Below are 23951 nucleotides of genomic sequence, written 5' to 3'. Positions count from 1 at the left end.
CGGGCGATGTGCCGGCCCCCGCGGGAAGGTGTTCTGGACAGGTCACCCACATCGACCTGTCCAGCGAGGAAAAATGTCGTCCGCACCTGATCCCGCCCCCACCCGAGACCGCCACCGCGTTCACCCGGCACTGACCCGTCGCGGAGCGTGGATCTCGGCGTTGGTCACTCTCCTCGCCCTGATCTCCCTCGTCGGGGCACTACGCGGCGCCACCAACGAGACTCCCTCCCGACAGGTCCCCGACACTGCCGAATCAGCCCAAGTGGACGCGCTACGCGAGCGCTTCGCCGATGCCCGTCTCGCCACCGTCATCGCCGTCACGACCCGCACCGACGCAGGTACCCTCACCGCTGAAGACCAGGCAGCCGGTGCTCGGCTCGTCGAGAAACTCACCCGCAGCAGTGCGCATCCCGCGCGCGGCCCCATCCCCAGCCAGGACGGCAAAGCTGCCATCGTCCTCGTCCCCGTGGAACGAGCCGCGCACAACACCACTATGCGAGAGTCCGTCGAACGCCTCCGCCAGGACGCCCGCGATGCCACTCCCGAAGGGCTCCAGGTCCAGATCACCGGCGGGCCGGCCTTCGGCGCCGATATCGCCGGGGCCTTCGCCGGTGCCGATCTGCGGCTGCTCATGGTCACCATCGGTGTCGTCGCGCTTCTCCTGCTCCTCACCTACCGCTCCCCGGTGCTTCTACTACTGCCCCTGACCGTCGTCGGGCTGGCCGATCAGGCTGCGGCGGGAGCAGCGGCTCGGCTGGGCAGTCAGTTCGGATGGCAGTTCGACGCAGGCATCCTGTCCGTCCTCGTCTTCGGAGCCGGGACCAACTATGCGCTCCTGCTGATCTCCCGTTATCGGGAAGAGCTGCGCCGGACCGAAGACCACCGGGAGGCGCTGACCACGGCCTGGCGGGCCGGGGTGGGCGCCATCGTCGCCAGCAATGTGACCGTCGTCCTGGCCCTGCTCTGCTTGGCTCTGGCAAGCCTGCCCGCGACCCGGGGGCTCGGGATGGCTTCCGCTGTCGGGCTCGCTCTCGCGCTACCTGCGGTGCTCTTCGTCCTGCCGCCTGCGCTGGCAGTCGTCGGCCGGGCCGCTTTCTGGCCGCTCGTCCCCCGGCCTGTTCCGGCCGAGGTGCCTTCCTGCGATGCCCGTCCTGGCCTCTTCGAGCGGACCGCGGCCGCGGTCGTACGTCGGCCACTCGCCGTCCTACTCGCCTCTCTGGCTGTCCTCGCCGTCCTGACCACGGGGATGATCGGCACCCGGATCGGGCTCAGCCAAGCCGAGAAGTTCCGGGTCACCTCCGAGTCCGCGAACGGGCTGAGCACTCTGTCTGCGCATTTTCCCGCCGGAGAATCTCAGCCGCATACCGTCGTCGCCCGTGCCGAGGCAGCTGCAGAGCTCACTGCAGCCCTGAAGCAGGTCCCCGGCATCGTCCGAGTCACCCCGACAGGTACCTCCGTCGACGGTCAGCTCGTCCGGCTGTCCGCCGTGGGCACCGCAGCCCCTGACACCGAGGAGGCTTTCAGCGCCGTACGTGCCCTGCGAGAAACCTCCCGCGCCCTTCCCGCTGCTCAGGCTCTGGTCGGTGGACCCACCGCCACCGAGCTCGACTCCCGAGACACCGGGCGCCGGGATCTGCTCCTCGTCGCCCCGCTGATTCTCCTCGTGGCTCTCGTCGTCCTGGTCGCGCTGCTGCAATCGCTGGTGGCGCCCCTACTGCTCACCCTGGTCAACGTGCTCAGTGCGCTGGCAGCCATCGGTGCCGGCACCTTCGTGGGCACCCACCTGTTCGCCTTCCCCGCGCTCGACGCCCATCTGCCGCTACTGGCTTTCCTCTTCCTGGTGGCTCTCGGTATCGATTACACGATCTTCCTGGCCCATCGCATTCGTCACGAGGCCACGGTCCACGGCACCGTGACCGGCACGGTCCGGGCCGTCTCCGCCACCGGGGTCGTCATCACCAGCGCCGGTTTGGTCCTCGCCGCGGTCTTCGCCGCCCTGGGCATGCTGCCCCTGGTGGTGCTCGGTCAGCTGGGTCTTGTCGTCGGGCTGGGCGTGCTGATCGACACCCTGTTCGTCCGCACCATCGTGGTCCCGGCGCTGTTCGCACTGGTAGGTGACTCCATGTGGCGGCCTGGACGGCTAGCGTGACCCCATGGGTGGGCTGAGCCGGAGCACCGTGGAAACCGGACATGAGCGAACCGGCGCGGCAAGAGCCCTCGTCGCCGGACAGCATGCGCTCTTCGCCCTGCTGATGGCCTTGGCGGTGATCCGCAGCGCCGTCCACGAAGCTCGCCCTTGGTGGGTGGTCGTCGCTGCGGCAGCCGTGTCCGGATGGTACGTCCTCGGTGTTCCGCTGAGCCGTCGGGCACGTCTCAGGCCGTTGCCGGTCTGGTGCGTGCCGGGCTGGTTCTTCGTCCTGGTCACCAGCTGGGTGGGTCTCCTGGTCTTCTCCCGTGAGTTCTCCTGGGTGGCTTTCGCCCTCTATCTGCTGGCCATGCACGTACTTCCCCTTCGATGGGCGCTGTCCGCTGTGGTCGCGATCATGGCTGCCGTGCTTGTCGCCCAACCGGATGGCCCTGCCGGGCCGGGGCAGGTCATCGGCCCTGTTGTGGGCGCTCTCGTCGCGGTCGGCATCGCTGTCGGCTACCAGCGGGTCATCGCCGAATCGGAGGAGAGACGCCGTCTGCTGGCCGACCTGGTCTCCGCTCAGGAAGATCTCGTGGCCGCGCACGACGAGCTCGCCCAAGCCCAGCGCCGGGCCGGTGCTCTGTCCGAACGGGCACGTCTCGCCCGGGACATCCACGACACTCTCGCTCAAGGGTTTTCTTCGATCATCCTGCTGAGCCGCGCCGGGCTGGGCGATCTGTCCTCTCCGGACGTCGATCAGCGCCGGGCATTGCTCGCCCAGATCGAGACCGTGGCCGTGGAGAACCTCGACGAGGCCCGCCGGGTCGTCCATGCCCTCACTCCGGCTCCGTTGGAGGAGACCCCGTTGCCTGCTGCTCTCAGACGGCTCATCACCCGTTTCCAGGAACAGTGCGGTATCGAGGCCGGAATCACCGTCGACGGAAATGTGCAGGTCATTCCGGCCAGCCACGAGATCGCGCTCCTGCGCTTCGCTCAAGGCGCGCTGGCCAACGTTCGTCAGCATTCCCGCGCAGACCGGGTCGCGGTCACGCTGAGCTATCTTCCCGAATCCACCGGACTCGACGTGGTCGACGACGGAATCGGCTTCGCCCTGGAGGAAGCTCGGCGGGGGACCGTGGAGAGCCGGCGTCCTGACGGTTCCGGCTTCGGGTTACGCGCCATGCGAGAACGCCTGGCCGATGTCAACGGCACCGTAGTCGTCGAGACCGAGCCCGGCGAAGGGACAGCGCTGTCCGCGATGATCCCTTTGCCTGGGTCCCCTGGTCCCTCACCATCCGGGAAGGAAGAACGGTGACAGCGGTACGAGTGATCCTGGTGGACGACCACCCCGTGGTGAGGGCGGGTTTGGCCGCTCTGCTCGGCGCCGACGATCGGGTGGACGTCGTGGGCCAGGCCGCATCCGGGGAAGAAGCTCTCGCCCTGGTCTCCCGCACCCACCCCGATGTCGTCCTGATGGATCTGCGCCTGGGTGCCGGTATGGACGGGGCCACCACGACAGAGCGGTTGTCCGCAGACTCCGAGCCTCCGGCGGTCCTGATCCTGACCACCTATGACACCGACGCCGACATCCTGCGCGCCGTCGAAGCCGGAGCCGCCGGGTACCTGTTGAAGGACGCCCCGCCGGAAGCCATCGTCTCCGCCGTGGAAGCCGCGGCCCGGGGAGAGACCGTCCTCGCCCCAGGGGTCGCCGAACGGCTGGTCACCGCGCTGCGACGGCCACAGAGCACGTTGAGTGATCGGGAGGTTCAGGTGCTGAATGCGGTGGCCGACGGCAAGTCGAACCGGGCGATCGCCCGCTCCCTGTTCATCTCCGAGGCCACGGTGAAGACCCATCTGGTGCATGTCTTCGACAAACTCGGGGTGGACAACCGCACAGCGGCGGTCACCGTGGCCAGGGAACGTGGGCTTCTCGGCTGACCGAGCAGCCGGTTCCTGTGTTGCGATACCGACTCAGGACCGGGTGAATGTCACGCGATAGCAATCGCCTTCAATGGTCTCCGTGTCCACGGTGTACTCGCCTGGAAGGCGTTCCTCCATCAGATCTGCGATCGGAGTCGGGTCCTGGTCGGTGAGCACGGTGACGGACTCCTCCGGCGGCAGGCCCACCAGCACCCCGAAGATCGCCGACTGCCGGATCATCGGGTCGAGGGTCCGCGCGTCCAACTCGGGAACATAGACGAGATGCCCGCCGCAGCCGCCACCGCTGCCACAGCCACCCTGGCCGTCGCATCCCGGGGATTCGCTGCCACAGCCCCCGCCGTGCGATCCCGCAGCCTCGGCCCCGGCCTGGTGTGCGCTGGCAGCAGGATCGGACATCGTGATATCCCTTCAATCTGTGACCACGACGACATTACGCCGTACGGCGATCGTACCTGTGCCGTCAGAAGGGTCAGATCAGTGTTTCTCCTGCCATCCCTGAAGCTCGCGTCCTCCGCGACGGAACCAGGCGGTCCGAGATGAAAGGGCACGCCACCTCGCCGGATGCACCTTTGGGACCTCGCCCGGCGAACCCGAAGGTCGACCCGATCGCCCGGCTGTCCGGCCCGCGAGCGCACGTTCTCGAACGGCTGGGGGCCTGTTCCCGTCCGACGTCCGTGGCTCGGTTGTCCAGATTGTGCGGGCAGCACCCGAATACGGTTCGTGAGCATTTGGATGCCCTGGTTCAGGCCGGGCTGGCCCATCGGGAGAGCGGTCCGGCTCGGGGCCGTGGACGCCCCGCGATCCTGTACTGGGCAGAGCCCTTGGACGCCCAGCGTCCGCAGGTCCGGGAGTACAGCTTGTTGGCGACGACGATGGCGGCGCATGTCGAGGCCACCGAGGAGGATCCGAAGGGGTGGGCTTTCGCTGCGGGTGTGCGGCAAGGTCGTTCCTCGGTGTCGGCGGAGGCCCAGGGGCTTGCCGAAGCCGAGCGGACGGCCAGGGCTGCATTGTCACGGGACGGGCATGCGCCCGTGGATGCGCCGGATGGGACGGTGCGTCTGCGCCAGTGTCCGTTGTTGAACGCGGCCAGGGCGCATCAGGATGTGGTCTGTTCGCTCCACCAGGGCGTGTTGACCGGGATCTACGAGGCACATGGGGTGCCTGCCGCGCAGGCGATGCGGCTCACTCCGTTCGCGCTACCGGGGTGTTGTCTGATCGAGTTCCCGCCGGATCCGTCGGCGGGTCCGCCGGCCCCGCCACGTCCGGAGCCGGTGCGTCGTTCGTGGCTTCCCCGGTCCTGAGCCGTGGAGCTGCCCTCTATCTGAGATGGGTTCGGTCGACAGGACGGTCGCCCGATTCGGTGGCACGGTGCTCCTGAGAGACTGTCCGCGAAAGTTGTCCTTCCGATCGAGGAGTTCGCACCGATGCTCGTCCGCGAGATCATGACCGCCCCGGCTTTCAGCATTCACGCCGATGCTGACCTCAACGAGGCACTCCAGCTCCTCGCCGAACGCCGTATCACCGCGGTGCCGGTGGTCGACGCCGGCAACAAGGTCGTCGGTGTCCTCTCCGAGATCGATGTCCTGCGTCGTGCGGTGGAGCCTGATGCTCGCGCTCATGCAACTCCGTTGGCCGAGAGCGAGCCGTTGCCGAAGACGGTCGCGGAGATCATGACGACGGACCCGCGGACCACCACTGAGGGCGCTGATGTGTCCGATCTGATCGATCTGTTCACGCATACCTCGTTCAAGAGTCTTCCGGTGGTCCGTGAGGGTGATTTGGTGGGCGTGGTCAGCCGTAGCGACGTGGTGCGTGCGTTGTGGCGGTCCGATGAGGACCTGCTGGACGAGTTGGTGTCGGCTTTCCACGACTACGGGCAGGATCACTGGCGGATCACCGTGGAGCACGGTGTCGTCGAGGTCCGTGGCGCGGGCAGTGCCGTGGAGCGCGATGTCGCGGTCGCCATCTCCCGGTCGGTGTTGGGTGTGCGTCGGGTGCATGTCGTGCTGGACGGCGTCACGAATTCCTGATCTGGTTCCGGTGGCTGGGCGCAGTAGGCGCCCGGCCACCGGATTTCGTGAGCTTCAGCCAGGCTGAACCTCATTGAGGTTCGTCAGCCTTTCCGTGCGCCGACGACTCCCCGTGTTTTGGTCACATCTGGCTGTTCACAGCCGATCGAGAACGGCGATCATCTTTCCAGGGGCTCTTCCTGGTTGCCCTGGCCCGGACGATAAGGTCCCCGTCATGTCTCATCGCCGTGCTTCCCTTGCCCACCGCGCCTGCACACTCTCGCTGGTCACTGTCCTCGCAGCAAGTGGGTGCTCACTCGGCGAATCGTCCACCGACGCGCCGAGCGTGCAGAGAGCTGCTGCCGTCTCGGTCCCCTCGGAGAAGATCGAATGGTCCGCAGGCCCGGAATCGCTCAACATCCCTGGCGCCACCACCAAGGAGTTGTCGAACAACGACCCTGCGGCCCCGGTCTTCATCATGTGGCCGGACATCCCTGGAGCTCCCAAGCTCAATGAAACCGTGTCCGAGTGGGCTTCGTCCCGCTCCAAGAAGTTCCTCGCGGACGCTCCGTCCCGCGCTGAGTCCCCGACCGAACTATCCGGTTTCGCCGTACCGGTTCTCGCCGACGGCACTCTTCTCGGAGTGCGCGCCGAGTCTCAACACTCCACCGAGAACGACACGGTGGTCTTCCACCAGATCTGGTACTCCGATGCTGCCTCCGGCCAGGTGTGGACGTCCCCTGACCTGTTGACCGATGACGGCCGCAAGGAAATCGCCGAACTGGCCATCGATCAGATCAAGAGATCCGGGGCGAAGGTCGACGCGGCGAAGTTTCCCCAGGAGCAGCTCCTCGGTGACATCTGGTTCACCAAAAAAGGCGACCTGGTGCTGACGCCGGGGACGGAGCCTTCTGCTTCTCTGGAAGACGACAACGCTACGATCACCATCCCCCGCGACAAGGCGGAGAAGCTGCTCAGCGACAGAGGCCGTACGATCCGCGACTCAGCTGGTCGCCCCTCGACCTACGCTGCGGAGAAGCCGAAGGAGCAGCCAAAACCGGCAGAAAAGTCGACGTCCCAGTCACCTTCTCCCGCACCGTCGACCACGAAGAGCTACCCACAGGTCGACTGCGCCACAGCCAAATGCGTCGCGTTGACCTTCGACGACGGCCCCAGTCCGGAGACCGAGAAGATCCTCGACTCCTTGTCCTCGGCGAATGTTCCCGGCACCTTCTACATGCTGGGCCAGAGTGTCTCTCGCGCCCCGCATACGGTGCGTCGCGCTGCTTCCTTGGGTATGTCGGTGGGTAACCACACCTGGAGCCACCGCAACCTTGCTCTGCTCTCACCTGAGCAGCAGCGCAACGAGCTCAAGCGGACGGAGGACGCGCTCGCCCCGCTGCTGGGCAAGAAGCCCACGACTATGCGTCCTCCGTACGGTTCGTACAACCCGACGACCCGCAACCTGGGGTACCCGATCATGTTGTGGGATGTCGACACCGAGGACTGGAAGAACCGCAGTGTCGCCACCACCACCAAACGCGCTCTGGACGGAGCGAAGCCGGGCAGCATCATCCTGATGCACGACACCCGGCCCACCACCGCCGAAGCCGTCCCGAAGATCATCGAGGGTTTGAAGTCCCGCGGATTCACCCTGGTCACGGTGGAGCAGCTGCTCGGCAAACCCACACCGGGGAAGGCCTACTTCTCCCGCGGCAACATCCGTTAGTCGCCTGAGCGAGGGCGCGGGGACACCGGATGCCGGTGGCCCTGCACCTTCTCCAGTCCCTCGACCTCGTCCAGTCCGGGCCGGGTGACGATCATCCCGGTGCCATCAGCCCGCGCGATCATGTCTGCCGGAGCCACAGCCCGCGCCAGGTGATAGGTGCCGACGGTCACGATGGTGCCCAGGGCGATACCGGTCAGCGTGAACTGTCCGAAGTGCACTCCGCCGACGTCGACCGGCCCGAGGGAGAGAGTCACATCACCGATCGCGATGATGATGCCCGCCGCGACCGGAACCAGGTTGAGCGGGGTGGAGAAGTCGACATGGTTCTCCTTCCAGATCTTCGCACCGAGAAGCCCGATCATGCCGTAGAGCACCACGGTGATTCCGCCGAGCACACCTCCAGGGGTCGCCGAGACGATCGCCCCGAACTTCGGACTGAACCCGAAACCGATCGCAGTCAACGCCGCCACGAGATAGGCCGCGGTGGAATAGATGCGGGTTGCCGCCATCACCCCGATGTTCTCCGCATAGGTGGTCGTCGGCGCTCCTCCCACAGCGGTGGCGACCACGGAGGTCAGTCCGTCGGTAGCGATCGCCTTGCCCATCACGTCGTCGAGATCCTGCCCGGTCATCTCGGCGACGGCCTTCACATGCCCGACGTTCTCCGCCACCAGGGCGATCACGGCAGGAAGCACGATGAGGACGTAGGTCAGTGAGAACTGAGGCAGATGCCAGCCGACCACCCCGGAAGCGGCATCGGTGGCCGGCGGGAAACCCCACCACGGGGCTTCAGCCACCGCGGACCAGTCGACCCGGAGGTGGGTGTCGACCACCTTGGTCACGGGGTTGAAGGAGGTGATCGGCCCGAGGACCCGGTCGAGCGCCGCGGAGAGAAGATAACCGAAGAGCAATGCCAGCGCGATGGACACCCGGCCGAGGAAACCCCGCAGGCCCACACTCATGGCGATGACCGCCAACATGACGACGAAGGCCACGATCTGATCCTGCGGCCAGTAGATCTTGGCGACGACAGGAGCCAGATTGAATCCGATCAGCATGACCACGGCACCGGTGACGACCGGCGGCAGCACCTTGGTCAGCGCAGAAGCTCCGGCGATGTGAATGAACAGACCGATCAGGGCGAGCACGACTCCGGCGATCAACACCGCTCCGGAGACCTGCTGCGGAGTACCGCCGAGCTGGTGGATGGCCACCGCTCCCCCGACGAAACTGGCCGATGATCCCAGATAGCTGGGGACCCGGCCTTTCAGCGCGACCAGGAAGCACAGGGTCGCGAAGCCGCTCATCATGATGGCCAATTGCGGGTTGAGCCCCATCACCACGGGGAACACGAAGGTGGCTCCGAACATCGCCACCACATGTTGCATGCCCAAGCCGATGGTGCGCCCCCAGGTGAGCCTCTCACCAGGGCCGACGATGTCGTCAGGACCGATGGTCCGCCCATCTCCGTGCAGTGCCCAACCCAATGCCATAGGTCCCTCCAGGCCGTGCGAACGGCCGGGGGTGTCCCGACCGGACCAAGCCTAATGGAGGTTTTGTCCGGTCTTCGCCGGGAGTCCTCCCGCACCGGGAAGACTCCCCCACAGGAAGCTGGGAATGCTTCAGCTCGAAGCTATCCCAGAAACAAACCCAAGAACGACCGGCGGTGCCGGGTGATCCCCCCGAGAGAACACCCGACCCCGTCGGCGTGCCCATCACATCGCCGGAGACCTCGCCCGGACGCTGCCGATCCAGGATCGGCGCAGCCCGCATACCGGACGATCGAAACGGCGATGCTGGCGTCTTAGGCGACCAGGGTGCCAGGAGCTTCGTCCTGACGAGCCAGGTCACGACCCACGAGATAAGCCAGAGCCAAGTCGAGCAGATCCCCCGAGTAGGGATTACCTTCCGGGCAGTTCTCCTCGTAGGCGGTGTAGACCTTCTCCATGTAGGAGATGCTGACGTCCTGACCGTCTTTCAAGAGACCGGACAACCGGTCCAAGGCCAATTGCAGAGTGAAGAAGCTCACCCGGACACCGAGTCCCTCGACCCGCTCGGGGAAGGTTTCCCCGGTCACCACGCTGATGAGTTCCCGATCCGAGACGGTCAGAGCGTCGAGATCGCGCGGACCGGCGTACAGCCAGCGCAGATCCCCCATGATCGGTGCGCCGATCGCTGCCGAGGCCGCCCGCAAAAGGGGAGACAGACCGTGCGAGGTCATGGCGGGCTCCTTTCAAGCCTCCTGGGGAAGAAGTCGCACCCCCCATCGGCAGTGCAGCAGCCAGCTAAAGCATTGAGCCACAGTTGGTACAGCCGACTTCCGCTTCGGCGCTCAACGGGCAGCCTCACCGGCGACCGGCCCGGCCTCACCGGCTGGCCCGGGGACCCCTTCTTCCACGACAGCACCCGCCTCGCGGACGGTCCCTTCGCGGCCCTCTCCCCAGGCAGCACCGGGGCCATCGACGACCGACAGGACGGTCGCGGCCGGAGAGCCCGGCGTCGCCGCCTCGTCTGTGACGCCAGCGGCCACATCGACACGGACCCCGACCGCCACATGGGCCGGGTCAGGGGCGGGCAAGGCCGATACCGCCTTCACCACGTTGTTCACGATGGCGACCAGAGGAACGGCAACAAAAGCCCCAAAGGCGCCACCCACCATCGCCCCGCCGGTGACCGTCGCCAAAATAGCCAGAGGGTGGATCTGCACCGCTTTACCGAGGATGTACGGATTCAGCAGGTTCCCTTCCAGCTGAATGACCAGGAAGAGCGCCACCCCCATGGCCAGAGCGGTCACAGCTCCTTTGAGCACCAGGGTCATCAGCATGAGCACCGCCCCGGCCAACAGCATCCCGATCATCGGGATCAGCGACCCCAGGAAGAGCATCACCGCCAACGGCACGACCAAGTCCATCTGCGCAAACATCATGATCGGCACCATCGTCAGCGCATTGATCAACGCCAGGATGATGGTGCTGCGCATATAGGCCACCAGTGTGCGCCAGGCGACCGCTCCGCCGACCTGCACCCGGTGATGTTCTCGCACCGGGAACAGCCCGACGACCCACCGCCAGATCTGTCCGTCGTCGAGCAGCAGGAAGAGCACCGCGAACAGGCACAGAATCGACCCGGTGAGGAAAGTCATCAGGCTGTTCGCCGTGGCCAAGGCCCCCGACGCTATGTCCCCACGCGCATTCGACAACTGGTCGGTCAGCTGTTTCGACAGCTGGTTGAACTGTTCCGGAGACATGTGTGCCGGGCCGTACTGCAGCCAGGACAAAATCGCCTGACCTGCCTCGTTCAACCGCAGCGCCATGCTGTCCAGGTTGTTGGTGATCTGGGTGATCACGAACCACATGGCCACGCTGATCAGGCCCACGCCCAGCAGGAAGACGACAGGAGCGGCCAGCCACCGAGGCAGACGACAACGCACCGCCCCATCGACAAGAGGCCGCAGAACGGCACTGATCATCACAGCGACGGTGATGGTGATCGTGACCAGGCTGATCTTGTTCAACAACAGGATCAGTACGTAGAGAAAAGCGATGAGAACCAGCAGCCGCCACGCCATCAACGAGGCTGCACGCAAGGCCCCTTCAGAATCGGGCTGAGCTGTCTGCGGCTCAGTTCCGGCTGTTTCCTCATGACGTCGCAGAAAGGAGGGCCACTTTGCGCCACGAACCTTGTTCGCCATCTCCCCGACGTCCACGGCCCCACGTTACGTGCACGAGATAGAAACGGCAGCCCTCACGAGCGACGAGTCCATTTCTTCCCGCTTTTCTTCCTCTGGAAAGAACAACCGGGGAAAGACCGAGGATCAGGTGTTCTGACAGTGTTTCCACAAAGCGTCAGCGGCAGCCTTCAACGGGGCACCGTTCACGTCCTTCTCGGCTTTGTAGTCGGCGCTGATCTTCTTGAGCTGCACGCTCACCGCCGCAGTCAGCTTGATCACCTGCTCGTCACCGCTGTTCTTGGCCACCCCGTCAACCCCTTCGGCGGCCTCGACCAGACTATCTGCCGCCTTCTTCAACGACGCTGCGTCATCCTTGGAGTTGGCGTTGTTCCAGGCGCTGACCACTTCGATGACCGCAGGGTAGATCTCCCGACAGGCCACCTTCACCTGCGAAGCTCCGGTCGCAGTGATCGGAGGCGGAGTCGTCGGGTTGATCCCGCCGATCGAAGCGCCCGAGCCTGTGGGCGGAGTGCTCTGAGAGTCTCCGGCGGCCAGTTTCGGAGCCGAGGTGTTCGACGAGGACGAGGAGTCGCCGGACGAACAAGAGGAACCGGCCAGACATACCGCAGTCAGCAATGCCGCTGTCCAGACCAGACGCGGCGCGCGGAAACGGACAACCTTCTGAGAACTCCTCGACGGCATGTGCAAGGCTCCTGTGTAGGGACTCAGGGAAAACCCCAGCATGTCACGTTCGGCGCGACGAATCCCACTCGGTGCAGAATCGCCCAGGCGGACCAGAAACCTCCGTCAGCGATGCCAAGGCATAGCGGAAGAAGGCTCCCCACAGGACCATCCGCGCGCTCAACGAGCCTCCAAACGCATTTCCACCCTGGTCAACCGAGCTGAGACCGAACCACCCGGCCGGTTGATGAACCCCTTCTCCTGCAAGGAATCAGTGAAAGCACGCAGACGAGGATCTGTTGACGCATCGACCTTGGACGCCCCGCTCACATACTGGTCGAGGTCATGCCCGCCCACTCCCGATTTCGTCCCGGTGAACCGAACCGTGGTACGCAAGGCACCGTCCGGATTCGTCCGTCCCTCCAACGTCGGGACAGGATCACCCCGGTTCTCCAACGAGAGCACCCGGACACCCCGGGGCGCGGCCATCGTCCCCACCGGGGAACCTGCCGTCACCACGTGGCTGACGTCATATCTGGATCTCATCACCGGATCACCAGCAGCGGCATAGGCCGTCATACCCCCTTGGCTGTGCCCGACCAAAGCGACCCGTGCCCCCGCCGGAACACCGGCCTTCGTCAGGACCGACGGCAAAGCCGCAACCTCCGCCGTTCGGTCTCCCGACACCAGCTGAAGATTCGATTTCACGCCACGAACATCGTCCGAGAACAGGTGGAAAGGTGCGACGGCCCAGCTGGAGGTCCCCCACAACGAGACCACGTACGAATCCTGCGAACGCCCGTCGGGATCTGTCGTCGTCACCTTCGTCACATCGACCCGTCCCGACGGAGGGTCGTTCACCGCTTTGTCCGCCCAACGGCCACCGACCAAGGACACCAACCCGGCGACCCCCGCAGGCGCCTCGCCCCCGCCGAGCTCCTCGGCCGGGCCGCTCCGAACCTCACGGGGATCCCACCAGAACCGGGACAACGGCCTGATCACCCCGTCCTCCTGCCAGGAGGACGGATTCGCCGACCGGTAAGGACCCTGAGGTCCGGCAGGGAAGAAGAAGGACCCGACGGATGCCAAGCCCGACATCATCCCCGCCAGGCCACGCTCCTCCTGCGAATAGGACTCTGCTGCGCGAGTGACCCTCGCCCCCAATGAGGCGACCCGGGCCGCCACCAACCCGAGAGCCAACGGGGCCACCGACATCGTGGACAGGGCGTGCAAGGCCCGGCCGGGTTCGACGGCCGCCAACGTCGCCGTGGCCGCGACGACCTCGGACTCCGCCAGGAGCAGACCTGTCAGCGCCGAGGTCAGGGATTCGGAAATCTCACGGCATGTCCCGGCGAAGGCGTACAGGTCGTCGACGTCGACATCGATCCCACCGTGGATCTCTATCTCGCTCATCGCAGGCGTCTCGTCTCGAAGGAACGCAGGACGTCGACCGCCTGGGAGCATTCGTCGACGACCCGGGACAGCTCCCGTTGGATCTCCTCGGCCTCGTGACGGCATTTCGCCCCTGCCGCCGACCGCCACTGCGTCTGCGCTACGGAGATTTCGAGGAGTCTTCGGGCCCGATCGATTTCCTGGACAAGACCTTCGGCGCGGGCACCGGCCGAGTGGATCTCTTCGAGAGCATGACGGAGCACCCGCTGGGCCATCTCGTTCACCACTGCGCCGGAAGATGTCATCGTGTCGTCTCCACCCGGGTTGTCCTGGACTGCCCGGAACCGGGCCGGATCATCCTGATGTCCTCGGTGAGTAGTCGTTATTCACGGTCCACAGGTGGCTTCCTGCCGAGTCGAGGAGTCCGAGGATGTGGATGTCGGTGGACCGCAGCCCAGGGAACGGATTGAATGGGCAAGACGTCCGGGTCATCGGGGGGCGGCGTCGTAGCCCACCCGGATGCACAAGGAGGATGGAGACCACATGACTCAGCCATTGCAGCCGCCACCCGGCATGTCCGCCGCGATGCCAGAACCGACGCTCGTCTTGGAAGCACCGGCCCCACCGGCCGTGGTGCCGGCGACCGCTGCGCCGAAGATGGCGCCCGCCGTCGACCCTGCGGTCGCGCCGCAGCTCGATCAGAAGGTCGAGAGCTTCATGAAAAGCCTGGAGGCCGTTCCGGGAAAGTCTCCCGAGTTCGAGGCCAAGGCCTCCGAGATCCGCACGATGGGTGATCGCGACATCCGAGAAGCTGCCGAGACCTCCAACCGGCTGTTGCAGTCACCGGTGCGTGCCCTGAAAGAGGGCGGGGTGTCCCAGGGATCGAAGGTCGGCCAGACTCTCGTCGACCTGCGACGTACCGTGGAGGACCTGGATCCGGGGCAGGCCAAGGGCGCCAAGAAGGTGTTCGGCATGATCCCCTTCGGGAACAAGCTGACCGACTACTTCCGTAAGTACGAGTCCGCGCAGTCCCATCTCGAGGGAATCCTGCACGCCCTGCGGAGCGGCCAGGACGAACTGGCTCGGGACAATGCGGCGCTCAACATGGAGAAGCAGCAGCTGTGGACCATGATGGGGCGGCTCAACCAGTACGTGTACATCGCTGAACGGCTCGATGCGAAGCTGTCCGCTCAGGCCTCGGAGCTCGACGCGACCGACCCGGAGAAGGCCAAGGCCCTGCGGCAGGACGTGCTCTTCTACGTTCGGCAGAAGCACCAGGACCTGCTCACCCAGCTGGCTGTGTCGATCCAGAACTACCTGGCCATCGACATCATCATCAAGAACAACCTGGAGCTGATCAAGGGCGTCGACCGCGCGGCGACGACCACCGTGTCGGCCTTGCGTACTGCGGTGATCGTGGCGCAGGCGTTGAACAACCAGCAGGTCGTGCTGGAGCAGATCTCTGCGTTGAACCAGACCACCAGCAACCTGATCGAGTCGACGTCGGTCATGCTGCGTGACAATTCGGTGCGTATCCAGGAGCAGGCGGCCTCGTCGACCATCGGTCTGCCTCAGCTCCAGGCCTCCTTCGCGAACATCTACCAGACGATGGACGCCATCGACACCTTCCGTATCGAAGCGCTGGATTCGATGGCCAGCACCATTGGAGTCCTCGAGACGGAGGTCGCCAAATCCCATTCCTACCTGGAACGGGTCCGCCAACATGACCGCCGTGTCGGTCAGGGTGCGCTGGACATCAGCGGACCCAGCCACCGCTGAGGACGACGATGGCTTTCGGAAATTTCTTGTCGAAGTTCGGTGGCGGACCTGAGTCCGCCGAACCTGAGGAGACGATGCCCGCGGCTCCCACCAGGGACGACCTGTACGTGTCCCTGGACCAGGTCGCTGCGATGGTGGCCGGGGAGGCTGTGCCCAGTTGTGTGACCGCCCGGGTCGAACGGGTGCTCGGTGTCGTGCACGACACCATTCCCCGGCTCGACCAGATCCGTGGAAGCAGCAGCGCCTACTCGGTGGTGGCCACCGCCACCGACTACCTGCCCGAGGCGTTGAACGGTTATCTGCGGCTTCCTCGGCGTTTCGCCGATTCCCGTCCGGTCGACGCCGGACGCACCTCGCTGATGGTGCTGATCGACCAGCTCGACCTCCTGGCAGCCACCATGGATCAGGTCTTCGACGCCGTCTGCCGAGACGATGCGACTGCGCTGGTCGCCCACGGACGATTCCTCGCCGAGAAGTTCGGTCATGGATCCTCCGGTGGCGCGCTCGACACGCGCGGAGAGCTCCCCGTACCTCAAATGCCCGGGATGGCCGTAGATTCAGGCCCGGCATCTCCGCACCACGACCAGGAAACGCCACCGATCGAGCATGTCGCGCCCGCCGAACAGCGCCCGGCAACCGAGGATGCTCCGCAACGGCAGGCGCCCGCTCCACCGCGGCAGATGGCGCCCCGAAGATGGCCTCCGGAACAGCCCGCCGCGCGGTCCTTTCCTCCGTCGCGGGGCTCAGACACCGATGAACCACCCAGGTTGGCACCACCATCGTGGTCCTGACCGGGACACAAGGAGAACACCATGACCGACCCGGCGAACCCCACGTCGGACGGCACCCTGGCAGACGCCATCGACCGCCTCGTGAAAGTGGGTGATGAGGCCGGGATCACCGCAGGACAGGCTCGCTCCGAGGCACTTGCGCTGAGTGCTGCGATCGTGGAGACCGGCGGCCCCAGCCGAGCACCTCACGCGTGGGCCGATCAGGTCGGGGCGTCGGTCGGTGTCTTCTTCGAGCAAGCACCTCGGGGGCGGCGTTTTCTGTCCGGTGCCACGCCGACGCTCTCCCTGTTGGCGGGGCAGGATCCCGCAACAGCGGCTGTCTACCTGCGAGCTTTGACCCAGGTGGCGCACACGGCGAGCGTATTGGAGGGAGCACCTCCGGTGGCCAGGTCACGGGTTGAGGCCTTGCGCGCCGCGCAGACCTCGGCGTTGACGGCAGGTGTCTTCCCCGAGGTGAGCTCTCCCGGTATGCCGTCGCTGTTCTCGGGCGGGAGTTCTCCGTCCCATGACCAGATGTTGGCCGATGCACGTCGGGTACAGGAGCAGCTCGATGCGGTGACCCGCGGGCTGGGGGCCTCCGGTCCTTTCCCTCCGGTGCCTTCGCTGCCGAATGGACACGTCGTGGACTCTTCCGTGGCCTCAGTGGCGCCGGAGTCCCCCGGCGAGGCGGCACCGGAGGAGGAGCAGCCGACGCCACCGGAGCGTTCGCTGGACGAGCTGTTGGGCGAATTGGATGCGCTGATCGGCTTGGCCGATGTGAAGCGGGAGGTCCACCGGCAGGTCGCCTTGCTGGCTGTGGAGGCCAAGCGGGAACGTGCCGGTCTGCGTTCGGCGGCGTTGACCCGTCACCTGGTGTTCGTCGGTAATCCGGGTACGGGCAAGACGACGGTGGCCCGTCTGGTGGGTGGCATTTATCGGGCGATGGGTCTGCTCAGCACCGGGCAGCTCGTGGAAGTGGACCGTTCAGAGTTGGTCGCCGGTTATCTGGGGCAGACCGCGCAGAAAACGACGGCGGTGGTCGAATCGGCCTTGGGCGGGGTGCTCTTCATCGACGAGGCCTACACCCTCAAGGGAGATCAGTACGCGCAGGAGGCCGTGGACACCCTGGTGAAGGAGATGGAGGACCACCGGGAGGATCTCGTCGTGATCGTGGCCGGTTATCCCGACCCGATGGCGGAGTTCATCGCGTCCAATCCCGGATTGTCCAGTCGTTTCCGGACGACGATCACCTTCGCCGACTATGACGACGACGAGATCGTCGGCATCCTGGGCGATCTGGCCGACCGAAATGACTACGACCTCACCGAGCAGGCGCTGACCCGTTTCCGGGAGATCCTGGCAGCCACTCCTCGAAGCAGCGGATTCGGCAACGGACGTTTCGCGAGAAATACGTTGGAAGCAGCCATCGGTCGACATGCCTGGCGGTTACGCGACGTGGCGGAGCCGACCCTGGCCGAACTGCGTACCCTGGAGCGATCAGACCTGGAAGACCGCCCTGACAACGATCTTCCCCCGGCGACGGACGGCGAGGTCGACGTCAGGTCAGGTCAAGGAGAACTCGGATGAGCGCGCCGCCCCCTCCCCCCTTGCCCCCGGTACATTCTGGACAACCGCACTGGGTCACTCGGCCCAGCCCGGGGCAAGCCAGCGTCCCGGTGAACTCGACCGTTCCGGTCGGCCATGAACCGTCTTCCGGTGAGGAGTCGACGGCTCTCGCCCAGTCCTCCCCGGCCAAAGGGCCGGCGAAGACCGTCGCCCGTCCACGGCGAGGTCGCTGGGTGGACACGTCCTCGACGCCCGCACAGTTGCGGATCGCCGGGGTGTTGGCTGCGGCTGCCTGCATCTTGCCCGGGCTGGTCGGCATGGTCGACATCGCTGGTGCTGCGGGTGCTCCGGTGGCTTCCCCGACCCAGACCTATGCGGATCTGCGCCACGGGATCGCGCTGTACGAGGCGCGGGCTGCGGTGGCCACCTCCCCGGGGGGTGGGTCGCTCGAGCCCGCGACCGAGGCGTTCAAGGACGTCAGTGAGCAGATCGGTCGCGCAGCCTTGTTGTACCCGGACCGTGCTTCGGAGCTGTACGCGGTGAACAAGCAGATGGTGCGTCGCCACCACGAGGTGGAGACGGCATGGTCGCAGCGCAGCGGCCAAGGGGCGGGTTCAGCTTTGAAAGCCCCCGAGACGCCTTTCGTCGAAGCGACGAATGTGTTGAAACGGGTCCCTGCGGCTCGAGCTGCCGACGGCATCGAGCGGGTACTGATCGCCGGGTCGACAGGCGTGATCGCTCTGCTGGGCGTCTCCGTGTGGTTGTCCCGTAAGACACGGCGGGTGATCAACCCGGGCCTGGTGGGTGCCATCGTCCTGACCGGGACGGTGATGGCCGGGTGCATGCAGTCCTTGTCCGGGTCCGGAACCGCCGAGGCGGTCGATCGGCTGGCCGAGGTCAAGGAGGCTGCCGCGGTATCGGTCCAGGCTGAATCCTCAGTGCTGTTGTCCGGTGGGGGGTCATCGGCGAAACAGTCTGCATCCGATCAGATCACCAAGGGCCAGGACGCCGTGGGCAAGGTTCCGATGCAGTGGAGAAACCAGGCCGGGTCGGCCTGGGCTGCTTTCAGCCAGGACGCGTTGAGTGCGGAACAGTTGTCGTCGAGCACGGAACGTCAACGGTTGGTGCAGCGCAGGATCGACGCTGCTCAGAACTTCGGCAGCCGGGTGGCCACCTTGTCTTGGGAAGCGGGGAAGAACAACCCCCGTCCTCACGCCCTGTTCGGTTTCGGGCTGTTCGGAGTGTCCTTGGTGGCGGGTGCCATCGCGTGGTCCGGTATCGGACGTCGTCTCGGAGAGTATCGATGAAAACTCAGTTCGCTGTCGCCCCTCACGCCCCAGGCAGCCTGGGCGAGGATGTCGAACCGCAGGAGCTCCTTTCGTACATCAAGCAGCTCGGGGAGTGGATCGAGCGCCGCAGGGGCGAATTGGACGCCCTGGACGAAGCCTCGATGCATGCCTCCGAGCGAGACAATCACACCGGTGACGTCCTGCTCTCGATGACTTTGTGGAAGGCGGTGTCTGACCGGTACACCCTGCTGACGAACTCCTGGGACTCCGGCCGCCTGCTGGAGCAGGACCGTCGGCGCCTGACCACGTTGATCTGGGGCAGCCTCGACATGTCGGCGTCCTCGGGTTCGGCGCTGTCGGTGTCCTTGCCCGAGGCCTGCCGGTTGTCCGATTCGTTGGCCTCCTCGTTACGGGGCCGGTTACGTCTGGCTGGTTCCGAGCCTGACGTCGATATCCGGCTGCGTTCCTTGCGGGCCTCCGTCGAACGCATCCGCGACCAGATCTCCTTGGTCCCTCCTGCTGCCCGTCCCGGCGTGCAAGCCGTCTACGACGCCCTTCAGGAGCGCACCACCGAGGTCTGTGAGCGGGCCCGCCGTGGTGCTGACGTCGGCGGGTCGTTGCCCGCGTTGGAGTCGGACGCCGCGCTGGCCGAGCGGGATCTGATCGTCGGCGCGGCTCGACGCACCGAGATGAAGTACGACCTGGCGCGTGCCGCCCAGGTACGTGACGAGCTGGCTTCGCGCAGTGAAGCGGTGCACAAGCTCGCCTTGTCCTGTGTGTCTCAGGTGGCCCCGGCGCCTCGACTTGGCATTCCTGACCCTCAGGCACTGGGCGACCCGCCGACCAGGCCGGAGGAAGTGAAGGAGTACCTGTCCCGGCTGGAGCTGGTGGGCCGGGCTCTGGAGCAGTGCCAACGTTCCTATGCCGGTGCTTTGGAGCGGCGGGACGCCCTCCTGTCGAGGTTGTCCGCCTGTCAGCAGACGGTGTCCTCCTGGCCGGAGGGTGCGCCGTCGGAGGACGCCCGCTATCTGCAGGCCCGTGCGGAGGAGGTCGCGAAGACCTTGCCGGTGGAGCTGGTCAGGTTGGCGTCCTTGGTCGTTGCTTGTGAGGCACATGTCGCGGCGGCAGCCCCGACGTCCGGCCGGGGGGAGCCTCGCCGTTGAAATGCACCGAGTCCGGTTGCACGGGCAAGTACGTCGACGGTTACTGCGACTTCTGCGGTTCCCCTCAGCAACCTTCCGAGTTCCCGGTGGGTACCTCCGCGAGCCCGTCTGCGGCAGCGGCATCGGTGAGTCCGTCGACGATGACCAATACTGCGACCGCTGCGTCACCGCCGGCTCCGCCCGGGCCGTCGAGCGCGCCCGCAGCTGCCCTTCCTCCGGCTGCGCCTGCGGGGACCTCCGCGACGGTAGGCGGGTCGATCCTGATCGGTTCGGCCCGGGGGACGAAGGCCACTCGACGGTTCGGGACGACGCTGCGTTCGCGGGCTTCTTCGCTGGGTGCCGGGTTGACGACGGTGCCCGGCGTGCCGGTCTCCGATCCGGCGGCGGCTGTCCTGGCCTCGCCGATGATCCCCGAGGAGAAACGGAACTGTTCCTACTGCGGAGCCCCGGTGGGACGGACCCATGGCGGACGCCCTGGACGTGAGGAAGGTTTCTGCCCGCAGTGTCGCAGGCCTTTCAGTTTCCGTCCGAAGCTGAGCCGTGGAGATCTGGTCGCCGGTCAATACGAGGTGGAGGGCTGTCTGGCGCACGGCGGCCTGGGGTGGATCTACCTGGCCAGGGACCGGAATGTCTCCGACCGGTGGGTCGTGTTGAAGGGTCTGCTGAACGCGGGCGACCCCGATGCATTGGCGGCGGCGATCGCCGAGCAGGAGTTCCTCGCCGCGGTCAGTCATCCGTTGATCGTCGAGATCTACAACTTCGTCACCCATGACGACGCCGGGTACATCGTCATGGAGTATGTCGGTGGAACCAGCCTGAAAGAGTTGCTGAAGCAGCGGATGTCCTCCGCAGGGCGGTATGACCCCTTCCCGGTGGACCAGGCCTTGGCGTACGTCCTGGAGATCCTGCCGGCTTTCCAGTACTTGCACGACCGGAACCTGCTGTACTGCGATTTCAAACCGGACAACCTGATCCAGACCGGTGACGAGGTACGCCTGATCGACATGGGCGGGGTACGGCGGATCGACGACCTCGACTCCCCGATCTACGGCACGATCGGCTACCAGGCCCCGGAGATCGCGCAGACCGGTCCTTCGGTCGCCTCGGACATTTACACCATCGGGCGGACACTGACGGTGTTGACCACCGAGTTCCGCGGCTATCAGACCACCTATGCCACGTCGCTGCCACCGATGCAGCAGGTTCCGGCCTTCGTGGAATATCCGGCGTTCTACCAGTTGGTCGCGAAGGCCTGTGCTCTCGACCCGGACGACCGATTCACGTCGGTGGAGGAGCTGCGGGTCCAGCTGGACGGGGTGCTGCGCCGGGTCGTGCGTGATCGGCGGGGCTCTCCGGCGGCTTCCCAGACACATGCTTCGCTCTTCTTCGAGGCCCCGGTCACTCAGAACGAGAATTTCGCCTGGTGGGAGCTTCCTGCGCTCCTGCCTGACGGGGACGACCCGATGACGGGTTGGTTGCAGACGGTGCAGTCCCAGGAGCCGGTGACCCGGTACGAACAGCTGGCGAAGGCGCCGACGATGTCGGCCGAGGTGCTCTTGGAACAGGCGCGCACCGGGATCCGAGGGCAGCGCCATGACCTGGTGGTCCGGGCCACCGACATGCTGCTGGCTGCGGACCCGTGGGACTGGCGCGCGGTGTGGCTGATCGGGCTCGACGCCTTGTCCCGGCATGAACTTCCGCAAGCGCGGGCGGCCTTCGGGTCGGTGGCCGCCGAAGTGCCTGGCGAGTTGGCTCCCGTATTGGCCGGTGCCCTGGCAGCGGAGCTCGACGGGCAGGATTCCAGCGCGGAGTCGGCATATCTGACGTGTCTGCGGACCGACTCGGCGTATGTTCCGGTGTCGGCCTTCGGTCTTGCTCGGATGAGGGTCGGTTCGGACGATCTGCGCGGGGCGGTCACTGTCCTGGAACAGGTCCCGGCCAGTAACCGCGCTCACCCACGGGCTTTGTGGCTGCGCGCTCAGATGCTGGCCCGGGCCGGCGAGCAGGGCGTGCATTCGTTGTCGGAGGCGATGGACACGATGGTGTTGGCTGCGCCCGACCGGGTGGAGCTGACGACCTTCCGGATCGATGTACTGGAGATGGCCTTGGAGATCGTGCGACGCTCGGGGGCCCAGCCGGATGTACAGATCGACGGGGTGCCTGCCAAGGTGGTGGACCTTCGTCGGGCCCTGGAACGTAATCTGCGGGATCTGGCCCAGTTCACCCCGGACGAAAAGACCCGGATCGCGCTCGTCGACCGAGCGAATTCCATTCGACCTTGGAGCCTGCGATGACTTCTACTCCCGGACGACCGGAACGTTCCCACCCGTTCGAGGCGTTCATGCCGCCCGAGGCCGGTGTCATACCGCCTGCGCGGGCCGGGTCGTCAGGGCCGATGCCGGGGCGGGAACCGCATTTCCTGGACGACGAGATCCCGACGATGCCGGTGCCCCCGCCGCGTCATGCCGCGCCCAGGACGCCGGTGACCGAGCCGTTACCGATGTCGTCCTGGTCGGCCAGGAAGGATCCGGCGGAGGACCGTTGGTCGTTACCGGAGGAGACCGCTGCGGAGGGCGGACTGGCGGAGACCGTGGAACAGCCCGTGGAGGAGCCGCAGGAGGGCGACATGCTCGTTCTGGGCGGCATCGCCTCACACGCCGAGCAGGTTCCTGGTGGCTCGTCGGGTCTGTGCCGGGAATGTCGCGGCTCCTACAGCCCTGACGGGTACTGCGAGAACTGCGGTGCCAAGGCCCTGGATCCACGGCATCATTTCGAGATCGAGGTGACTCCGTGGCTGGCCGGGGTCTGCGATCGAGGCATCCGGCATCGAGGAAATGAGGATGCGTTGGCCGTTCACGGCACCAGCAGCGCGTACGGGCCGCGGGCGTCCTTGGTGGTCTGCGACGGTGTGTCGACCGCACCGCACTCGGCCGAGGCCAGTTTGGACGCGGCAGAGGCTGCGGTCCAGGTGCTCACCGATGGATGGGCGTACTGCGCCGCGGAGATGCCCGGCGGATCGGTGGGTGAGCTGGGCCGACGGGTCGAGGAAGCTGGTGCCGCAGCGGCCGAGGCGGTGGCCAGGATGTCGGAGCCTTTCCTCTCCGAGGGGCAGGGTGGGCCGTCGTGCACCTTGGTAGCGGCATCGGTCGAAGGGGAGACCGTGGTCGTCGGCAGTGTGGGTGACTCCCGCGCGTACTGGATCCCGGACGGGAACCCGGCCGAGCTCCTTACCATCGACGATTCATGGGCCGCTGAGCAGATCCGGTCCGGGGTGCCGAGGGCTCAGGCCGAGGCCGGGCCGTATGCGCACACGATTACCCGATGGTTGGGTGAGGACAGCCCCGACCAGGTGCCCGCGTTGACTCCTTTGCAGGTGGGCGCGCCCGGATGGTTGCTGCTGTGTTCGGACGGTTTGTGGAATTACGCCTCGGAGCCGGAGGAGCTGCAGGCGGTGGTGCACCGGGAAGCGCTGCGGGCTGCAGAGGCAGGTCGAGTCATCGCCGGGACCGCCGGCTCCCGAGGTTCCGACGACCCGGGCACCCCGACAGCATTGGCTTTGGCTCACGGGTTGGTGGCCTGGGCGAACGGCTGTGGCGGGAGCGACAACATCACGGTGGCCCTGGCTCGCCTGGTGCCGGCGCCGGGTCAGTCGGAGGGGTCGTCCTGGGACGGTCAGCATGCAGAGCTGGCCCCGTCACCGGGGGTCGACGATGCTGGGCTGGCCCCGACGATGGTGATGCCGGTGACCCGCCCGGGGCGGCATTCGGTGGAGGGGCGCAGCCTGCTCTCGCAGTCGGTCACGACGACACGGACGAATACCGAGAGAGGATAAGG

20 protein-coding genes are annotated in these 23951 nt (G+C 66.1%); 13 read left to right on the top strand and 7 right to left on the bottom strand.

Features of this window, described 5'->3' with window-relative positions:
* Window positions 1-73: 73 nt before the first annotated feature.
* The 3 genes from DX923_RS01565 to DX923_RS01555 are packed head-to-tail and all read left to right on the top strand — an operon-like array spanning window position 74 to window position 4066.
* Window positions 74-2149, top strand: a complete 2076-nt coding sequence (locus tag DX923_RS01565) for an MMPL family transporter (RefSeq protein ID WP_116112204.1) — start codon at window positions 74-76, stop codon at window positions 2147-2149.
* A 4-nt stretch (window positions 2150-2153) separates the two neighbouring features.
* Window positions 2154-3443 (top strand): sensor histidine kinase, encoded by a 1290-nt coding sequence (locus DX923_RS01560; RefSeq protein ID WP_116112203.1) that lies wholly within the window; start codon window positions 2154-2156, stop codon window positions 3441-3443.
* Window positions 3440-4066, top strand: coding sequence for a response regulator (locus tag DX923_RS01555; protein ID WP_116112201.1), 627 nt, complete (start codon window positions 3440-3442; stop codon window positions 4064-4066). Before DX923_RS01560 ends, DX923_RS01555 begins: the two co-directional genes overlap by 4 nt.
* Before the next feature lie 33 nt (window positions 4067-4099).
* Here DX923_RS01555 and DX923_RS01550 read toward each other — a convergent pair whose 3' ends face one another.
* On the bottom strand, window positions 4100-4465 hold the full coding sequence (locus DX923_RS01550) for a DUF2249 domain-containing protein (RefSeq protein ID WP_116112200.1): 366 nt from the start codon (window positions 4463-4465) through the stop codon (window positions 4100-4102).
* A 140-nt stretch (window positions 4466-4605) separates the two neighbouring features.
* Between DX923_RS01550 and DX923_RS01545 the strand changes: the two genes are divergently transcribed.
* From DX923_RS01545 to DX923_RS01535, 3 genes are all read left to right on the top strand, one after another.
* Window positions 4606-5370 (top strand): helix-turn-helix transcriptional regulator, encoded by a 765-nt coding sequence (locus DX923_RS01545; RefSeq protein ID WP_116112198.1) that lies wholly within the window; start codon window positions 4606-4608, stop codon window positions 5368-5370.
* A 123-nt stretch (window positions 5371-5493) separates the two neighbouring features.
* Complete coding sequence (locus DX923_RS01540) at window positions 5494-6099, top strand: CBS domain-containing protein (RefSeq protein WP_116112196.1); 606 nt, start codon at window positions 5494-5496, stop codon at window positions 6097-6099.
* 214 nt (window positions 6100-6313) lie between these two features.
* Window positions 6314-7807 (top strand): polysaccharide deacetylase family protein, encoded by a 1494-nt coding sequence (locus tag DX923_RS01535; RefSeq protein WP_116112195.1) that lies wholly within the window; start codon window positions 6314-6316, stop codon window positions 7805-7807.
* Here the strand turns inward: DX923_RS01535 and DX923_RS01530 are convergent.
* The 6 genes from DX923_RS01530 to DX923_RS01505 form a co-directional block, all read right to left on the bottom strand.
* Window positions 7804-9300, bottom strand: a complete 1497-nt coding sequence (locus DX923_RS01530; RefSeq protein ID WP_116112193.1) for a uracil-xanthine permease family protein — start codon at window positions 9298-9300, stop codon at window positions 7804-7806. The two genes, DX923_RS01535 and DX923_RS01530, sit on opposite strands and share 4 nt — an antisense overlap.
* Window positions 9301-9611: 311 nt before the next feature.
* A complete protein-coding gene (locus tag DX923_RS01525; protein WP_116112192.1) occupies window positions 9612-10028 on the bottom strand; it encodes a hypothetical protein in 417 nt (138 codons plus the stop codon).
* Between the two features lie 111 nt (window positions 10029-10139).
* Window positions 10140-11513, bottom strand: a complete 1374-nt coding sequence (locus tag DX923_RS01520; protein ID WP_116112190.1) for an AI-2E family transporter — start codon at window positions 11511-11513, stop codon at window positions 10140-10142.
* Window positions 11514-11621: 108 nt separating this feature from the next.
* On the bottom strand, window positions 11622-12179 hold the full coding sequence (locus DX923_RS01515; protein WP_116112189.1) for a hypothetical protein: 558 nt from the start codon (window positions 12177-12179) through the stop codon (window positions 11622-11624).
* Window positions 12180-12338: 159 nt separating this feature from the next.
* The gene (locus DX923_RS01510; RefSeq protein ID WP_116112187.1) at window positions 12339-13571 is read right to left on the bottom strand and encodes a hypothetical protein; all 1233 of its coding nucleotides are present in this window, start codon (window positions 13569-13571) and stop codon (window positions 12339-12341) included.
* A complete protein-coding gene (locus tag DX923_RS01505) occupies window positions 13568-13855 on the bottom strand; it encodes a hypothetical protein (RefSeq protein WP_116112185.1) in 288 nt (95 codons plus the stop codon). The genes DX923_RS01510 and DX923_RS01505 overlap by 4 nt, the downstream gene beginning before the upstream one ends.
* A gap of 238 nt (window positions 13856-14093) precedes the next feature.
* On the opposite strand from DX923_RS01505, the gene DX923_RS01500 reads away from it, so the two are divergent.
* From DX923_RS01500 to DX923_RS01470, 7 genes are read left to right on the top strand one after another with little or no spacing between them, the layout of a single operon-like run.
* A complete protein-coding gene (locus DX923_RS01500; protein ID WP_116112183.1) occupies window positions 14094-15329 on the top strand; it encodes a toxic anion resistance protein in 1236 nt (411 codons plus the stop codon).
* 8 nt (window positions 15330-15337) lie between these two features.
* Window positions 15338-16120: a hypothetical protein gene (locus DX923_RS16450; protein WP_205413080.1), complete on the top strand. Its 783-nt coding sequence runs from the start codon at window positions 15338-15340 to the stop codon at window positions 16118-16120.
* A 21-nt stretch (window positions 16121-16141) separates the two neighbouring features.
* Window positions 16142-17686 carry an AAA family ATPase gene (locus tag DX923_RS01490; RefSeq protein ID WP_116112182.1) on the top strand — a complete coding sequence of 515 codons (1545 nt, stop codon included), beginning with the start codon at window positions 16142-16144 and terminating at the stop codon, window positions 17684-17686.
* Window positions 17683-18972 carry a hypothetical protein gene (locus DX923_RS01485; RefSeq protein WP_116112180.1) on the top strand — a complete coding sequence of 430 codons (1290 nt, stop codon included), beginning with the start codon at window positions 17683-17685 and terminating at the stop codon, window positions 18970-18972. The genes DX923_RS01490 and DX923_RS01485 overlap by 4 nt, the downstream gene beginning before the upstream one ends.
* Window positions 18969-20117, top strand: a complete 1149-nt coding sequence (locus tag DX923_RS01480) for a hypothetical protein (RefSeq protein WP_116112179.1) — start codon at window positions 18969-18971, stop codon at window positions 20115-20117. The genes DX923_RS01485 and DX923_RS01480 overlap by 4 nt, the downstream gene beginning before the upstream one ends.
* Complete coding sequence (locus tag DX923_RS01475; RefSeq protein ID WP_116112177.1) at window positions 20114-22411, top strand: serine/threonine-protein kinase; 2298 nt, start codon at window positions 20114-20116, stop codon at window positions 22409-22411. Before DX923_RS01480 ends, DX923_RS01475 begins: the two co-directional genes overlap by 4 nt.
* On the top strand, window positions 22408-23949 hold the full coding sequence (locus tag DX923_RS01470) for a PP2C family protein-serine/threonine phosphatase (protein WP_116112175.1): 1542 nt from the start codon (window positions 22408-22410) through the stop codon (window positions 23947-23949). The genes DX923_RS01475 and DX923_RS01470 overlap by 4 nt, the downstream gene beginning before the upstream one ends.
* Window positions 23950-23951 lie beyond the last annotated feature (2 nt).

It is taken from the genome of Austwickia chelonae (assembly GCF_003391095.1).
Classification (GTDB): domain Bacteria; phylum Actinomycetota; class Actinomycetes; order Actinomycetales; family Dermatophilaceae; genus Austwickia; species Austwickia chelonae_A.
The sequence above is the reverse complement of the archived record's forward strand: the minus strand, read 5'-3'. Positions and strand labels throughout refer to the sequence as shown.

What these genes read in the sequence shown, in the direction of transcription:
- DX923_RS01485 (WP_116112180.1), top strand. Translation starts at nt 17,683, where the DNA reads ATGAGCGCGCCGCCCCCTCCCCCCTTGCCCCCGGTACATTCTGGACAA.
- DX923_RS01500 (WP_116112183.1), top strand. Translation starts at nt 14,094, where the DNA reads ATGACTCAGCCATTGCAGCCGCCACCCGGCATGTCCGCCGCGATGCCA.
- DX923_RS16450 (WP_205413080.1), top strand. Translation starts at nt 15,338, where the DNA reads ATGGCTTTCGGAAATTTCTTGTCGAAGTTCGGTGGCGGACCTGAGTCC.
- DX923_RS01550 (WP_116112200.1), bottom strand. Translation starts at nt 4,465, where the DNA reads ATGTCCGATCCTGCTGCCAGCGCACACCAGGCCGGGGCCGAGGCTGCG.
- DX923_RS01490 (WP_116112182.1), top strand. Translation starts at nt 16,142, where the DNA reads ATGACCGACCCGGCGAACCCCACGTCGGACGGCACCCTGGCAGACGCC.
- DX923_RS01525 (WP_116112192.1), bottom strand. Translation starts at nt 10,028, where the DNA reads ATGACCTCGCACGGTCTGTCTCCCCTTTTGCGGGCGGCCTCGGCAGCG.
- DX923_RS01530 (WP_116112193.1), bottom strand. Translation starts at nt 9,300, where the DNA reads ATGGCATTGGGTTGGGCACTGCACGGAGATGGGCGGACCATCGGTCCT.
- DX923_RS01505 (WP_116112185.1), bottom strand. Translation starts at nt 13,855, where the DNA reads ATGACATCTTCCGGCGCAGTGGTGAACGAGATGGCCCAGCGGGTGCTC.
- DX923_RS01480 (WP_116112179.1), top strand. Translation starts at nt 18,969, where the DNA reads ATGAAAACTCAGTTCGCTGTCGCCCCTCACGCCCCAGGCAGCCTGGGC.
- DX923_RS01535 (WP_116112195.1), top strand. Translation starts at nt 6,314, where the DNA reads ATGTCTCATCGCCGTGCTTCCCTTGCCCACCGCGCCTGCACACTCTCG.
- DX923_RS01565 (WP_116112204.1), top strand. Translation starts at nt 74, where the DNA reads ATGTCGTCCGCACCTGATCCCGCCCCCACCCGAGACCGCCACCGCGTT.
- DX923_RS01560 (WP_116112203.1), top strand. Translation starts at nt 2,154, where the DNA reads ATGGGTGGGCTGAGCCGGAGCACCGTGGAAACCGGACATGAGCGAACC.
- DX923_RS01545 (WP_116112198.1), top strand. Translation starts at nt 4,606, where the DNA reads ATGAAAGGGCACGCCACCTCGCCGGATGCACCTTTGGGACCTCGCCCG.
- DX923_RS01510 (WP_116112187.1), bottom strand. Translation starts at nt 13,571, where the DNA reads ATGAGCGAGATAGAGATCCACGGTGGGATCGATGTCGACGTCGACGAC.
- DX923_RS01470 (WP_116112175.1), top strand. Translation starts at nt 22,408, where the DNA reads ATGACTTCTACTCCCGGACGACCGGAACGTTCCCACCCGTTCGAGGCG.
- DX923_RS01515 (WP_116112189.1), bottom strand. Translation starts at nt 12,179, where the DNA reads ATGCCGTCGAGGAGTTCTCAGAAGGTTGTCCGTTTCCGCGCGCCGCGT.
- DX923_RS01540 (WP_116112196.1), top strand. Translation starts at nt 5,494, where the DNA reads ATGCTCGTCCGCGAGATCATGACCGCCCCGGCTTTCAGCATTCACGCC.